We start from the raw sequence: 13,775 nt of genomic DNA, 5'->3' as shown, positions 1-13,775 counted from the left end.
CGGCTGGTTAGCATCGGCGGGACCCCCGTCGGCGGTGTTCGGCGGGACAGCCCACCGTCCGGCGGGTAGGTTGCCGCCGGAGACCTTCACCGCCGGTACGCGACGACGCGGCCGGCCCGGCCCGCCCGGAGTAGCTTCAGTGACATCGCCCAGCACCACCCTCAGCCTGGTCGACACAGACCCCGCCGAGCTCGCCGTCGACGCGATCGTGATCGGCCTGCACAGCCAGACCGGTGAGCAGGACGCCGCCGGCGGCCCCGCCGGGGCGCTGCTGCTCGCCAGCGGCGCCGAGAGCATCGCCGCCGCCTTCGACGGCAAGCTCACCGAGACGCTGGCGCTGCTCGGCGCGACCGGGGCGCCGGGCGAGGTGATCAAGCTGGCCACGCTGGGCACCGTCACCGCCCCGGTGGTCGCGGCGGTCGGCCTCGGCCCCGAGCCGACGGGGGCCGCCCCCGCGCCGGAGACGCTGCGCCGGGCCGCCGGCTCGGCCGTCCGGGCCCTGGCGGGGGCGCGCCGGGTGGCGCTGAGCCTGCCGCTGCCCGACGACGCCGACGCCGCCGACGCGCTGCGCGCGGTGGCCGAGGGGGCGCTGCTCGGCGGCTACCGGTTCGCCGGGTACAAGACCCGCCCGCAGCCGGCCCGGCGGGAGCCGGTCGCCGAGGTGCTGGTCGCGGTGCCGGAGGCCGGCGACGCGGGCGCCCGCGCCGAGATCGAGCGGGCGCACGCGGTGGCGGGCGCGGTCCGGCTGACCCGCGACTGGGTCAACATGGCCCCGAACCTGCTGCGCCCGCCGGGGTTCGCCGACGCGGTGGCCGAGGCGGCCCGCGCGGCCGGGCTCGCCGTCGAGGTGCTCGACGAGGCGGCCCTGGCGGCCGGCGGCTACGGCGGCATCCTGGCCGTCGGGCAGGGCTCGGAGGCCCCGCCGCGCCTGGTCAAGCTCACCTACACGCCCGAGGGCGGGAGCAGCGGCAAGCGGGTGGCGCTGGTCGGCAAGGGCATCACCTTCGACACCGGCGGCATCTCGATCAAGCCGGCGCAGGGCATGTGGGAGATGAAGTCCGACATGGGCGGCGCGGCGGCGGTCGGCGCGGCCATGCTGGCGATCGCCGCGCTGAAGCCGGCGGTGACGGTGACGGGCTACCTGCCGATGGCCGAGAACATGCCGTCGGGCACGAGCTACCGGCCGGGCGACGTGATCACCATGTACAACGGCAAGAAGGTGGAGGTGCTCAACACCGACGCCGAGGGCCGGATGGTCCTGGGCGACGCCATGGCGCGGGCCTGCGAGGACGGCGCCGACTACCTGTTCGAGGTCTCCACCCTCACCGGCGGGCAGGTGGTCTCGCTGGGCAAGCGGATCTCGGGCGTGATGGGCACCCCGGAGCTGTGCGAGCGGGTCCGGGCGGCCGGCGACGCGGTCGGCGAGCCGGCCTGGCCGATGCCGCTGCCCGACGAGGTGCGCAAGGGCATGGAGTCCGACGTCGCCGACATCTCCCAGGTCAACGCCGGGATGGACCGGGCGGGGCACATGTTGCAGGGCGGGGTGTTCCTGCGCGAGTTCGTCACCGACGACGTGGCCTGGGCGCACCTCGACATCGCCGGCCCCAGCTACCACTCGGGTGAGGCGACCGGCTACTGGACCAAGGGCGGCACGGGGGTTCCGGTGCGTACCCTCGTGCACCTGGTGGAGGACGTCGCCGCCAACGGCTGACGCGGTCGCGCGGAAGGGTCCCCCCGCCCGGTGGGGGCCCTCCGCCGCGCGGCACAGGGCCGGAGCGGCGGCTCAGCGCAGCTCGGGGCGGCGGCTCAGTACAGCTCGGGGCGGCGCTTGCGGCGCTCGTTGTAGTCCCGCATCCGCTGCGGGTAGCCCATGAGCCGCACGTCGTAGATCGGGATGGCCAGCTTGTGGGCGAACCGGCGGGCCCCCTCGGGGCCGTCGACGCGCCGGCGGGTCCACTCCCCGTCGTCGGCGATGAGGATCACCGTGGTCTCGGTGACGGTGGTGCGGGGCTCGATGAACGCCTCGACCCCCCGCCGGGTGCGGACGAAGTTCGCAAGGTGGTCGAGATCGGCGCGGTCGGGCGCGCGGTCGGACCCCGCCGGGCGCGCCTTCTTGCGTCGTCGGAACAGCGCCACCGCCCGTCTCCCCCACATCCGCGATCGAAACCGGTGCCAAGCGTACGTGTCGGGGACGTGTCGTTGGGCACCTCACTACGCGCCCGGTACGCGGTGGTGACAAGATGACCGAGGTGGGGTCTGTCCGTGCCACCCCTGCCGTGACCCCCGATGCAGTGACGCGAACTGGGAGTTGGACGTGAGCGAGCCGAACGAAGCGACCTTCGACATCGTCATCCTCGGAGGTGGCAGCGGCGGCTACGCGACCGCCCTGCGCGCCGTCCAGCTGGGCCTGACCGTGGCGCTGGTCGAGAAGGGCAAGCTCGGCGGGACCTGCCTGCACAACGGGTGCATCCCGACGAAGGCCCTGCTGCACGCCGCCGAGATCGCCGACTCCACCCGGGAGTCGGAGCAGTTCGGCGTGAAGGCCGAGCTGGTCGGCATCGACATGGCCGGCGTCAACGCCTACAAGGACGGCGTGATCTCCCGCCTCTACAAGGGCCTCCAGGGGATGCTCAAGGGCAACAAGGCGATCACCATCGTCGAGGGCCACGGCCGGCTGGTCGCCCCGAACGCCGTCGAGGTCGACGGCAAGCGGTACACCGGCCGCAACGTCGTGCTGGCCTCCGGCTCGTACGCGAAGAGCCTGCCCGGCCTGGAGGTCGACGGCGAGCGGATCATCACCAGCGACCACGCGCTCGTCCTGGACCGGGTCCCGTCCTCGGCGATCGTGCTGGGCGGCGGCGTGATCGGCGTCGAGTTCGCCAGCGTGTGGAAGTCCTTCGGCGTGGACGTGACGATCGTCGAGGCGCTGCCCCGGCTGGTCGCCGCCGAGGACGAGGAGTCGTCGAAGGCGCTGGAGCGGGCGTTCCGCAAGCGGAAGATCAACTTCAAGGTGGGCAAGCCGTTCGAGAAGGTCGAGAAGACCGACAACGGCGTCAAGGTCACCATCGCCGGCGGCGAGACCGTCGAGGCCGAGCTGCTGCTGGTCGCCGTGGGCCGCGGCCCGAACACCGCCGACCTCGGCTACGAGGAGCAGGGCGTCCGGATGGACCGCGGGTACGTGCTGACCGACGAGCGGCTGCGCACCGGCGTGCCGAACGTCTACGCGGTCGGCGACATCGTGCCCGGCCTCCAGCTCGCCCACCGGGGCTTCCAGCAGGGCATCTTCGTCGCCGAGGAGATCGCCGGCCAGAACCCGGCCGTGATCGACGAGGCCGGCATCCCCCGGGTCACCTACTGCGACCCCGAGCTGGCGTCGGTCGGCCTCACCGAGGCGAAGGCCAAGGAGCAGTACGGCGCCGACAAGATCAAGACGTACAACTACAACCTGGGCGGCAACGGCAAGAGCCAGATCCTCAAGACCGCCGGCTTCATCAAGCTGGTCCGGGTCGAGGACGGCCCCGTCGTCGGCGTGCACATGGTCGGCGCGCGGGTCGGCGAGCTGGTCGGCGAGGCGCAGCTCATCTACAACTGGGAGGCGTACCCGGCCGAGGTGGCGCAGCTCGTGCACGCCCACCCGACCCAGAACGAGGCCCTGGGCGAGGCGCACCTCGCCCTCGCCGGCAAGCCGCTGCACGCGCACGCCTGATCGAGAACTCATTCCGCGGCGTCCGGCGGCAGACGGGCGAGATCGCACCAGGGGAAGAAGGAGTCTTAGAAGATGCCGGTATCGGTCACCATGCCTCGGCTCGGCGAGAGCGTCACCGAGGGCACCGTCACCCGCTGGCTCAAGCAGGAGGGTGACACCGTCGAGGTCGACGAGCCGCTGCTCGAGGTCTCGACGGACAAGGTCGACACGGAGATCCCGTCCCCGGCGGCGGGCGTGCTGAGCCGGATCGTGGTGGGCGAGGACGAGACCGCCGAGGTGGGCAGCGAGCTGGCCGTCATCGCCGGCGAGGGCGAGTCCGCCGGTGGTGGCGGAGCCGCGCCGCAGGAGGAGCCGGCCGAGGAGGCTGCCGAGGCCGCCGCCGAGCCGCAGGCCGAGGCGGAGCAGCCGGCCGCCGAGGAGCCGCCGGCCGCCGAGGCCGCCCCGGCCCCGGCGGGCGAGGGCACCCCGGTGAAGATGCCCGCCCTGGGCGAGAGCGTCACCGAGGGCACCGTCACCCGCTGGCTCAAGCAGGTCGGCGACACCGTCGAGGTCGACGAGCCCCTGCTGGAGGTCTCCACCGACAAGGTCGACACGGAGATCCCGTCCCCGGTCGCCGGCACGCTGCTGGAGATCAAGGTCGCCGAGGACGAGACCGCCGCCGTCGGGGCCGACCTGGCGGTCGTCGGCGCGGCCGGCGCCGCCCCGGCCCAGCCGAAGGCCGAGCCGAAGCCGGAGCCCAAGGCCGAGCCCGCGCCGGAGCCGAAGGCCGAGGCCGCCCCGGCCGCCAAGGCCGAGGAGCCGACCCCGGGTTCGTCCTACAACGAGCCGGCGGCCGAGGCCGAGACCGCCGCCAAGCCGGCCCAGGCCGAGCAGCAGGCGCAGCCGCCCGCGCCGACCGCCACCCCGGCCCGCCCGAGCGCGCCCGCCCAGGGCGGCGGCGAGGAGGCCGCCGGTTACGTGACCCCGCTGGTCCGCAAGCTCGCCGCCGAGCACGGCGTCGAGCTCGCCTCGGTCAAGGGCACCGGCGTGGGTGGCCGCATCCGCAAGCAGGACGTCCTGGAGGCCGCCGAGAAGGCCAAGGCGGCGAAGGCGGCGCCGGCACCGGCGGCGCAGCCCGCCGCCGCGGCGGCACCGGCGAAGCCGGCCGCGAAGCCGCAGCCGAGCGCGAAGCGCGGCACCACCGAGAAGCTGCCCCGGATCCGGGCGACGATCGCCAAGCGGATGCAGCAGTCGCTGCACGAGATGGCGCAGCTCACCACGGTCGTCGAGGTGGACGTCACCAAGGTCGCCAAGCTGCGGGCCCGCGCCAAGGACTCGTTCCTGGCCCGGCACGGCGTGAAGCTGTCGTTCCTGCCGTTCTTCGCCCTCGCGGCGGTCGAGGCGCTCCAGACGTTCCCGATCGTCAACGCCAGCATGGACCTCGACGCCGGGACGATCACCTACCCGGACGCCGAGAACCTCGGCATCGCGGTGGACACCGAGCGCGGCCTCATGGTGCCGGTGATCCACGGGGCGGGCGACCTCAACCTGGGCGGCCTGGCGAAGCGGATCGCCGACCTGGCCGAGCGCACCCGCACCAACAAGATCAGCCCGGACGAGATCGCCGGGGCCACGTTCACGCTGACCAACACCGGCAGCCGGGGGGCGCTGTTCGACACCCCGATCGTGCCGTCGCCGCAGTCGGCGATGCTCGGCACGGGCGCCGTGGTGAAGCGCCCCGTCGTGGTCAACGACCCGGAGCTGGGCGAGGTCGTCGCGGTCCGCTCGATGGTCTACCTGGCCATGTCGTACGACCACCGACTCATCGACGGCGCCGACGCGGCCCGCTTCCTCGTCGCGGTCAAGGAGCGGCTGGAGGGCGGCAACTTCGAGGCCGAGCTGGGCCTGTAACCACCGCTGTCCCCTCCGACGGGCGCTCCGGTCACCTCGACCGGGGCGCCCGTCGGCGTACCGGTGGATCCCGCCGGCCCGGGAGCGGCTGCGCCGAATCCGCCCGCCCACCCGGCGGACGCTGCGAGAGTGGACGGGTGCGCGGTGAGCGGCGGCGGGGCAGCCTCGGGCCCGCCGTGGCGATCGCGCCCGGCGCCCGGGTGGACCGGTTCGAGGTCTTCTTCGACCTGGTCTTCGTCTTCTCGTTCTTCGCCATCGTGCGGGCCACGGCCACCGCCATCACCGGCCACACCCTGCTGCACGGTTTCCTCGTGCTGGCGGTCCTCTGGTGGGTCTGGGTCATCCACAGCATCGTCGCCACCCGGGTCCGCCTCGGCGAGGGCTTCGTGCCGGTGGTCATGGTGGTCGGGATGGCCGCGGTGTTCGCGTTCGCCCTGGCCGTGCCGCAGACGATCGCCGCACACGGGCAGGGGCTGGCCGGCCCGCTCACGGTCGCGGTGAGCTACCTGGTCATCCGGGTCGTCCACCTGTGGGTCTACTGGCACGTCATGCGGACCCAGCCGGTGGAGAGCCGGCACCTGATGAAGCTCGCGCCGGAGCTGGTGCTCAGCACCATGCTGCTGCTCGCCGCCGCCCTCGTCCCCGCCCACCTGGCCGACCCCGGCGACGCCGCGCTGGTCCGCGACGGGCTCTGGGCCGTCGTGGTCGTCTCCCAGTACGCCACCGGGCTGCTGGCCGGCACCGGGGGCGGCGGGGTGACCTCGGCCGAGCACTGGACCGAACGGTACGACCTGATCCTGATGATCGCGCTCGGCGAGTCGGTGATCTCCGTGGGCGTCGGCACCAACCTGGCCGGTCGGCCGATCAACTGGCAGGCGATCACCGCCGCCGGCATCGGCATCGTCCTGGCCGCGACGCTGTGGTGGCTGCACTTCGACGTGGTCGGCCCGGCGGCCCGCATCGCCCTGCACGCCGCTCGGGGCCGGACCCGGGTGGGGCTGGCCCGCGACGCGTACGCCTACCTCTTCCTGCCGATGATCACGGGGCTGATCCTGTTCTCCCTCGGGGCGGAGGAGATCCTGAACCTGCTCGGCCAGCCGCACCTGCCCCTGGATGAGTCGCTGCACCGCCCGGGGATCCCGCTGCTCTACGGCGGGGTGGCCTGCTACCTGTCCGGCGACATCCTCTTCCAGCTCCGTACGCTGCGCACCCTCACCTGGGCCCGCGTCGGCACGGTCCTGCTGATCGTGGCCCTGGTGCCGGTCGCCGGCCGGATGCCGGCGCTGGCCGCGATCATCCTGCTCACCGGCGTCTGCGTCGGCCTGGTGGCGGTGGAGGTGGTGACGATGGCCGACTCCCGGTACGCGCTGCGCGAGGCGGTCTTCGCCGAGCGGACCGCCCACGAGGCGCGGGAGGCGCAGTGGCGGCAACGCTGGCACGACGGCGGCCCGGACGAGGAGTGACGGGACCGCGGAGTGACGGGCCGCGCGCCGGCCCCGGGGGGAGTGTGGGCCGGCCGGTGCGGGTTCAGCGCTCGGCGGATTCGCCGGTCGGCAGAATCGGCCCCCGGCGCGTTGCCCGCCGGTCGCCGGTGCCGGACGCTGGGGCGATGGCCACCTTCTCGCTCCAGTCCACCCCGACCGACGCGGCGGGCTGGCTCGACCTCGCCCGCCGGGCCGAGGCCGCCGGCTTCGACGCGCTGCTCGCCGCCGACCACCCCGGCTCGTGCGGCGACCCGTTCGTCGCGCTGGCCGCCGCCGCCTCGGTCACCGAGACCATCGGCCTCGGCTCGTACGTGTCGAACCTCGGCGTCCGCGAGCCGATGCTGCTCGCCACCGCCGTGGCCACCCTGGACGTCGTCTCCGGCGGGCGGGCCCGCCTCGGCGTCGGGGCCGGCCACACCCCGGCCGAGTGGCACGCGGTCGGCCGGGACCGCCCCGACGTCGCCGGCCGGGTGCGCCGCTGCGTCGCCGCCGCCGGGGCGGTGCGCGCCCTGCTCGACGGGGAGGAGGTGACCGTGGACTCCCCCGAGCTGGCCGTGCGCGCCGCCCGGCTGGAGTCGCCCCGGCCGGTCCAGGGGCGCGTGCCGCTGACCGTCGGCACGTCCAACTCGACGCTGCTGCGCTGGGCCGGCGCGCACGCCGACGTCGTGGGGCTGGCCGGCTTCGGCCGTACCCTCGACGACGGCCACCGGCACGAGGCCCGGTGGCGGGCCGACCAGATCGAGGCGCAGCTCGCCCGCGTCGCCGAGGGCGCGACGGGCCGGGCGCGGCCACCGGCGCTGGAGGCGCTGGTGCAGACGGTCGCGGTGACCGACGACGCGGAGGCCGTCGCGGCGCAGCGCGCGGCCACCGTCGGCCTGACCGGCCCGGAGCTGCTGGCCACGCCGTTCGTGCTGATCGGCACCGAGGACGAGATCGTCGCGGCGGTCGCCGGGCACGCGCGCCGCTGGGGCGTCACCCGCTTCGTGGTACGCGCCGACGCCCTCGACCCGCTCACCCCGGTCCTGCGCCGCCTCGCCCCCTGACGCTGTGCACGCCAACGCCGTGATCACGCCTGCCCGTCGACCTCAGAGGTGCCTGCGGACCTCGGCCGCGAACTGCGGCACCCCCGTGCGACCGAGCAACACGAGCAGGCCCGGCACGGTGGTCGGCTCTCTCCGGTATACGTGGGCCTGCCGATGGAGGACGTCCAGGGTCTGGGCAGGATAGAGATCCAGCTGATCAAGCAGGAAATCGTCCGGATGCACCGCCAGGACGTCGTACGGCTTGAGCGCCGGTTCCGGAAAGTCGGCGATGTTGAACGTCACGAGGACCTCGGCGTTCGCTCGGACAGCCGCTGCCAGCACATGCCGGTCCTTGGGATCGTTGGTCATTCCGTCGATGAGCGACTCGTAACCGCCGACCATGGCGTCAGGGAACGCCTCCCGCATCTGGGTCACCCCGGCGATCGACCCGTTCCTCCGGGATCCCCCGTTCGACGAGGTTGCGCCGAAGCTCCGTCAGGATTCCCTCCGACCAGAGCGGCCGGTAGGCGGCCACCTCGGCGAGCCGCAGCAGGGTGTCACACAAATGCGCCGGGTAGAGCACGCAGGTGTCGAGAAGTGCTGAGAACGCCACTCAGGCCGCCCTCATCTCGTGTTTCGCGGAGTGGACGTGAGGTCGTACAGCCCGTCTTCCTCGGCCTCAACCGTCATCCGGTCGAGCGTCTGCCGCCGTTCCTGACGGGTGCGCTCCTGATAGTCGAGGATGTCCCGCAACATGACTCGACGGTGACGTCCTCGCATCGTGTGGGGAATCTCGCCGTCGGAGAGCAGCCGAACCAGGGTCGGCCGGGAGATGTTGAGCAGATCCGCCGCCTCCTGCGTCGTCAGCATGGTGTTGTGCGGCGCGATGGAGATGGCCAGCCCTTCGGACAGGGCCGTCACGACGTCCCGGAGCACGCCGTACAACTCCTCCGGAATTTCGATCTCGGAGCCGTCGGGACCCACCAGCCGGGCCCGTGCGCGATTGCCCGCGCTCCGCAGCTCCTGCACAAATCGAGCCAGGTTGGCGGGGTCTTCGGGGGGTAGGACCGTACGCTCGCGGAGGGCGCTGCTCATACTGCGAGCGTATCGCTAATCGAAAAATCCGCAACGACATCAGGAAACCCGGCGCGATCGTCGCGGCGGCCAGCGCGGCAAGCGCGGCGAGACCCTGGACATGCCGACGCCCCAGTTCATGCGCCTGCTCGCAGCAGCCGGAGCTGCCCGATCTCGGCGACGTTCTTCATCAGCTCGGCGTTGACCCAGCCGAGCAGGTGGGCGACGGTGTGCCCGGCGTCGGCCGGCCACGGGTACGCGGCCACCCGGTCGAGGTCGGCGTCGGCGAGCCGGTCGAGGTGCCCGAGCCACTGCCGCCGCAGGTCGCGCAGCCACTCGACCGTCGCCGCGCCGGCACCCGGCCAGGCGACCTCGGTGTGCGGGGGCACGGGCCGCCCCTGGAGGTGCTCCCCCGCCGCCGACCACCACCACCCGATGTGCCAGGTGAGCCAGGCGATCGTGGGCACCGGCGTCGGCTCGGGCTCCGTCTGCGCCCAGTCCGGGACCCACCTGCCGGCCGGGCCGGGCCGCACGGTCCAGCAGTGCGCGGCCGGCTCCCAGAGGAAGTCGGCCGGCTCCAGCCGTTCGAGGTGGTATTCGAAGAGGGCCCAGGTCAGGTCGAACTGCCACCGGACCAGGTCACCACGGGATGCCGACATCCGGGGCATCCTGCCACCAGTCACCGGGGCGGTCGACCGGATAACGCGGCGCGGCCGGCGCCCACTCAGCCCAGGGTGTCGTAGTAGTCGATCTTCTCGCGCAGGTGGTCGTACTGGCGCTGGAGCAGACGCATCTGCTCCTCGACCCGGTCCGCGTGCCGCACCAACAGCGCCCGGCGCTGCCCGGTCGTGTGGTCGCCGGCGCGGGCCAGCTCGGCGTACCGGCACATCTCGGCGATCGGCATGCCCGTGTCGCGCAGGCAGCGGAACAGCGTCAGCCAGCCCAGGTCCTCGTCGGTGAACACCCGACGCCCGGCCGAGGTGCGGCCGACGCCGCTGAGCAGGCCGATCTTCTCGTAGTAACGCAGGGTGTCGAGGCTGAACCCGCTGCGGCGGGCGGCTTCCGAGGGGGCGTATCCGGTCACCGACGCACAGTAGCGCTTGACCTGGAGCGCGCTCCAGGTAGAAAACTGGGCGCATGACGACGACACGGACACTGGGCCGCAGCGGGATCGAGGTCAGCGCCATCGGCATGGGGTGCTGGGCGATCGGCGGGCCGCTCTGGGGCGACGACGGGCAGCCGTACGGGTGGGGCGAGGTCGACGACGACGAGTCGATCCGCACCGTGCACCGGGCCCTCGACCTGGGGGTGACGCTGTTCGACACGGCAAGCAACTACGGCGCCGGGCACAGCGAGCGGGTCCTCGGCCGGGCCCTCGCGGGTCGCCGGGACGAGGTGGTGATCGCCACCAAGTTCGGCAACCGCTCCGAGGAGGCGACCCGGCTGGCCACCGGCGCGGACGCCTCCCCCGGCTACGCGGTGGAGAGCCTGGAGGGGTCGCTGCGCCGGCTCGGCACCGACCACGTCGACCTCTACCAGCTGCACCTCAACGACCTGCCGGTGCCCGCCGCGCTCGACCTCGTCGACACCCTGGAGGGCCTCGTCGCCCAGGGCAAGATCCGGGCGTACGGGTGGAGCACCGACAACCCGGCCTCGGCGCGGGCGTTCGCCGAGGCGGGCGCGCACTGCGCGGCAATCCAGCACGACCAGTCGGTGCTGAAGGACAACGCGGCGATGTTCGCCGTCTGCGCCGAGCTGGACCAGGCGAGCCTCAACCGGGGGCCGCTCGCGATGGGCCTGCTCACCGGCCGCTACCAGGGCAGTCAGGCGGCGCTGGGCGGCGACGACGTGCGCGGGAAGGCCCCGGAGTGGCTGGCGTGGTTCACCGACGGCCGGCCGACGCCGCAGTGGGCGGCCCGGGTCGCCGAGGTGCGCCAGGCGCTGACGGCCGACGGCCGTACGCTCGCGCAGGGCGCGCTGGGGTGGCTGCTGGCCCGCAGCGACCGGACGCTGCCGATCCCCGGCTGCCGCACGGTGGCCCAGGCGGAGGAGAACTTCGCCACGCTCGCCCTCGGCCCGCTGCCGGCCGACGCGTTCGCGGAGGTGGAGCGTCTCCTGGCCGACCTGCGCCCGGCCGGCGTCGGGGGCTGAGTGTCAGGAGCTGAGCGGGCTCCTTCATCCCGCTCACCGCATCCAACCGCCCGCCCGTGACCGAAGATGGGGGCATGCGGATCCTCCTGGCCGGCGCGTCCGGCTTCCTGGGCACCCGGCTGGCCGACCACCTCACCGCGGACGGCCACCGGGTGACCCGCCTGGTCCGGCGGCCGGCGCGCACCGGCGACGAGCGGCAGTGGAACCCGACCGCCGCGCAGCTCGACCCGGCGGTGGTCGCCGACGCCGACGCCGTGGTCAACCTGGCCGGCGCGGGCGTCGGCGACAAGCGGTGGAACGACGCGTACAAGAGGCTGATCAGGTCCAGCCGGGTCGACTCGACCACCACGCTGGCCATCACGATCGCGGGCCTGCCCGCCGCCGACCGGCCGCCGGTGCTGCTGAACGCCTCGGCCGTCGGCTGGTACGGCAACACGGGCGACCGGGTGGTCGAGGAGGACGCCCCGGCGGGCGAGGGCTTCCTCGCCGACGTGTGCCGCGTCTGGGAGGCGGCCACCCGTCCCGCCGAGGACGCCGGGGTGCGGGTCGTCCGGCTGCGCACCGGGCTGCCGCTGCACCGCGACGGTGGGCTGCTCAAGCCGCAGCTGCTGCCGTTCAGGCTGGGCATCGCCGGGAGGCTGGGCAGCGGCCGGCAGTGGCTGCCGTGGATCTCGATGGCCGACTGGCTGCGCGCGGCGCGGTTCCTGCTGGACCGCGACGACGTGGCCGGGGCGGTCAACGTCGTCGGCCCCGCCCCGGTCACGAACGCCGAGTTCACCCGGGAGCTGGCCCGCCAGGTGCACCGCCCGGCGGTCGTGCCGATCCCGGCGCTGGCCCTGAAGGTGGCCCTGGGCGGCTTCGCCCAGGAGGCGCTCACCAGCGCCCGGGTGCTGCCCGCCGTGCTGACCCGGGCCGGCTTCGCGTACCACCACCCGGACCTGCCGAGCGCCCTGCACGCCGCCCTCAACGACTGAGAAGGAAGGGCCCCCTGTTAACGCTTTCTGCATAGCAGGGGGCCCCTGCAATCAAGCGGGTCAGCAGCCGAGCACCCAGTAGCCGGGGGCGGTCTGCTTCAGCGTGGACGTGTAGAAGACGTTGTAGAGGCCCATCCGCTGATTGCTGCCGAGGGCGTACGCGTAGCCCCCGGACTGGTAGGCGCGCCCGGCGGCGACGTGGGCGTAGTTGCTGGCCGTGACGCACGTGGGCGACGCGGTCGGGGTGGGCGAGGCGGTCGGCGAGGCCGTCGGGGTGGGGGTGGGCGACGCGGTGGCCGTCGGGGTCGGGCTGGGCGACGCGCCGCCGCCGTCGAGGCCGAAGAAGAGCGCGTCGCGGTACGTCGAGCAGATCGTGTCGAGGAAGTACGCCGCCGCGGTGCCGCACTGGTCGGCGCCGGCGCCGGGGTCGACGGGGGTGCCGTGGCCCATCCCGGCGACCCGGTAGAGGCGGACGGCGTCGTCGCCGTACACCTCGAGGCTGGTGCCGGCGGGCAGCGACGCCGTGCCGGTGGGGGTCTGCCCGACGCCGAGCACGTCGGTCCACTGGTCGCGCGACTCGACGGCGTTGGCCGGCACGACGGTGCTGTCGGCGGTGCCGTGCCAGATGGCCACCCGGGGCCGGCGGCCGGCGTAGCCGGGGTACGCGGCCCGGACCAGGTCGCCCCACGCGGCGGGGGCCTTGTCGACCCCGCTGTACTGGCAGATGCTGGTGGACGCGGGCGGGGAGCAGCGGTAGGGCACGCCGGCGACGACCGATCCGGCGGCGAACAGCTCGGGGTAGGTGGCGAGCATGACCGAGACCATCGCCCCGCCCGCCGACAGCCCGCTGATGGCGATGCGGCTGCCGTCGAGGCCGTACGTGGTCTTCGCGTACCCGACCATCTGCGCGATCGACGCCGCCTCGCCCCGGCCGCGGGCGATGTCGCCCTCGGTGAACCAGTTGAAGCAGGTCAGCGCCTGGTTGGCGGTGGACTGCTGGGGCACGATCAGGGCGAACTTCCACTGGTCGGCGTACTTCTGCCAGCCGGAGTTGGCGACGTAGCCGGCGGCGTTCTGGGTGCAGCCGTGCAGCAGGACGACGGCGGGCGCGTTCGCCGGGAGGCCGTCGGGCCGGTAGGCGTACATGGCGAGGTTTCCGGGGTTGGTGCCGAAGCCGGTGACCTGGGTGAGGGTGGCGGCCCGGGCGGGCGCGGCGACGACGGCGACCAGGGCCGCCGCGGCGAGCGCGGCCCCGGCGACCGCCCCGGCGAGCCGGGTGAGCGAGATGGTGGAGCGGCGCACGGCGACCTCCTGTCGCGGATTGTGAACTGAGTCACTTCCGAGTTGCCGCGAGGTTACGTCCGCGTTTCCTCGCGCCGACATGGTCGCCGGTCACACATTCGCCGCCGTCGACGTGTGCGCCACCCGGCGGCCCGGCGGCGGGCCCGACGCGCCCGTGTCGCCCCGGCGTGCC

At 73.8% G+C, this 13,775-nt stretch carries 14 protein-coding genes; 7 read left to right on the top strand and 7 right to left on the bottom strand.

Going from position 1 to position 13,775, the window contains the following annotated elements; translation table 11 throughout:
* Positions 1-139: 139 nt before the first annotated feature.
* The gene (locus HDA31_RS06635; RefSeq protein WP_178065910.1) at positions 140-1,711 is read left to right on the top strand and encodes a leucyl aminopeptidase; all 1,572 of its coding nucleotides are present in this window, start codon (positions 140-142) and stop codon (positions 1,709-1,711) included.
* 95 nt (positions 1,712-1,806) lie between these two features.
* Here HDA31_RS06635 and HDA31_RS06630 read toward each other — a convergent pair whose 3' ends face one another.
* The gene (locus HDA31_RS06630; RefSeq protein ID WP_178065911.1) at positions 1,807-2,136 is read right to left on the bottom strand and encodes a hypothetical protein; all 330 of its coding nucleotides are present in this window, start codon (positions 2,134-2,136) and stop codon (positions 1,807-1,809) included.
* Between the two features lie 178 nt (positions 2,137-2,314).
* Between HDA31_RS06630 and lpdA the strand changes: the two genes are divergently transcribed.
* The 4 genes from lpdA to HDA31_RS06610 all read left to right on the top strand — a co-directional run bounded on the left by lpdA (position 2,315) and on the right by HDA31_RS06610 (position 8,123).
* On the top strand, positions 2,315-3,706 hold the full coding sequence (gene lpdA / locus HDA31_RS06625) for a dihydrolipoyl dehydrogenase (protein ID WP_178065912.1): 1,392 nt from the start codon (positions 2,315-2,317) through the stop codon (positions 3,704-3,706).
* Positions 3,707-3,778: 72 nt separating this feature from the next.
* Positions 3,779-5,596 (top strand): 2-oxoglutarate dehydrogenase, E2 component, dihydrolipoamide succinyltransferase, encoded by a 1,818-nt coding sequence (gene sucB, locus HDA31_RS06620; protein WP_178065913.1) that lies wholly within the window; start codon positions 3,779-3,781, stop codon positions 5,594-5,596.
* Between the two features lie 137 nt (positions 5,597-5,733).
* Positions 5,734-7,059, top strand: a complete 1,326-nt coding sequence (locus tag HDA31_RS06615; RefSeq protein ID WP_178065914.1) for a low temperature requirement protein A — start codon at positions 5,734-5,736, stop codon at positions 7,057-7,059.
* Positions 7,060-7,205: 146 nt separating this feature from the next.
* On the top strand, positions 7,206-8,123 hold the full coding sequence (locus HDA31_RS06610) for an LLM class flavin-dependent oxidoreductase (RefSeq protein ID WP_178065915.1): 918 nt from the start codon (positions 7,206-7,208) through the stop codon (positions 8,121-8,123).
* 42 nt (positions 8,124-8,165) lie between these two features.
* Here HDA31_RS06610 and HDA31_RS06605 read toward each other — a convergent pair whose 3' ends face one another.
* The 5 genes from HDA31_RS06605 to HDA31_RS06590 form a co-directional block, all read right to left on the bottom strand.
* On the bottom strand, positions 8,166-8,528 hold the full coding sequence (locus HDA31_RS06605; protein WP_246384046.1) for a VapC50 family PIN domain-containing toxin: 363 nt from the start codon (positions 8,526-8,528) through the stop codon (positions 8,166-8,168).
* The gene (locus HDA31_RS31985) at positions 8,509-8,715 is read right to left on the bottom strand and encodes a PIN domain-containing protein (protein ID WP_246384049.1); all 207 of its coding nucleotides are present in this window, start codon (positions 8,713-8,715) and stop codon (positions 8,509-8,511) included. Before HDA31_RS31985 ends, HDA31_RS06605 begins: the two co-directional genes overlap by 20 nt.
* Positions 8,716-8,726: 11 nt before the next feature.
* Complete coding sequence (locus tag HDA31_RS06600; RefSeq protein ID WP_178065916.1) at positions 8,727-9,197, bottom strand: helix-turn-helix domain-containing protein; 471 nt, start codon at positions 9,195-9,197, stop codon at positions 8,727-8,729.
* 116 nt (positions 9,198-9,313) lie between these two features.
* On the bottom strand, positions 9,314-9,835 hold the full coding sequence (locus tag HDA31_RS06595) for a DinB family protein (RefSeq protein ID WP_178065917.1): 522 nt from the start codon (positions 9,833-9,835) through the stop codon (positions 9,314-9,316).
* 65 nt (positions 9,836-9,900) lie between these two features.
* Positions 9,901-10,260, bottom strand: a complete 360-nt coding sequence (locus HDA31_RS06590; RefSeq protein WP_178065918.1) for a MerR family transcriptional regulator — start codon at positions 10,258-10,260, stop codon at positions 9,901-9,903.
* A gap of 53 nt (positions 10,261-10,313) precedes the next feature.
* On the opposite strand from HDA31_RS06590, the gene HDA31_RS06585 reads away from it, so the two are divergent.
* Together HDA31_RS06585 and HDA31_RS06580 are read left to right on the top strand one after the other, a co-directional pair.
* Positions 10,314-11,327 (top strand): aldo/keto reductase, encoded by a 1,014-nt coding sequence (locus HDA31_RS06585; protein ID WP_178065919.1) that lies wholly within the window; start codon positions 10,314-10,316, stop codon positions 11,325-11,327.
* 74 nt (positions 11,328-11,401) lie between these two features.
* On the top strand, positions 11,402-12,301 hold the full coding sequence (locus HDA31_RS06580; protein WP_178065920.1) for a TIGR01777 family oxidoreductase: 900 nt from the start codon (positions 11,402-11,404) through the stop codon (positions 12,299-12,301).
* Positions 12,302-12,361: 60 nt separating this feature from the next.
* Here HDA31_RS06580 and HDA31_RS06575 read toward each other — a convergent pair whose 3' ends face one another.
* Positions 12,362-13,603 (bottom strand): extracellular catalytic domain type 1 short-chain-length polyhydroxyalkanoate depolymerase, encoded by a 1,242-nt coding sequence (locus HDA31_RS06575; protein ID WP_178065921.1) that lies wholly within the window; start codon positions 13,601-13,603, stop codon positions 12,362-12,364.
* Positions 13,604-13,775: the final 172 nt, after the last annotated feature.

It is taken from the genome of Micromonospora carbonacea (genome assembly GCF_014205165.1).
GTDB lineage: Bacteria > Actinomycetota > Actinomycetes > Mycobacteriales > Micromonosporaceae > Micromonospora > Micromonospora carbonacea.
Note: the sequence above shows the minus strand (reverse complement) of the source record. Positions and strands in the feature narration are given on the sequence as shown.

Excerpts from the sequence above, each read along its gene's own strand:
- HDA31_RS06595 (WP_178065917.1), bottom strand. The coding sequence starts at position 9,835 with ATGTCGGCATCCCGTGGTGACCTGGTCCGGTGGCAGTTCGACCTGACC.
- HDA31_RS06600 (WP_178065916.1), bottom strand. The coding sequence starts at position 9,197 with ATGAGCAGCGCCCTCCGCGAGCGTACGGTCCTACCCCCCGAAGACCCC.
- sucB (WP_178065913.1), top strand. The coding sequence starts at position 3,779 with ATGCCGGTATCGGTCACCATGCCTCGGCTCGGCGAGAGCGTCACCGAG.
- HDA31_RS06585 (WP_178065919.1), top strand. The coding sequence starts at position 10,314 with ATGACGACGACACGGACACTGGGCCGCAGCGGGATCGAGGTCAGCGCC.
- HDA31_RS06580 (WP_178065920.1), top strand. The coding sequence starts at position 11,402 with ATGCGGATCCTCCTGGCCGGCGCGTCCGGCTTCCTGGGCACCCGGCTG.
- HDA31_RS06610 (WP_178065915.1), top strand. The coding sequence starts at position 7,206 with ATGGCCACCTTCTCGCTCCAGTCCACCCCGACCGACGCGGCGGGCTGG.
- HDA31_RS06605 (WP_246384046.1), bottom strand. The coding sequence starts at position 8,528 with ATGCGGGAGGCGTTCCCTGACGCCATGGTCGGCGGTTACGAGTCGCTC.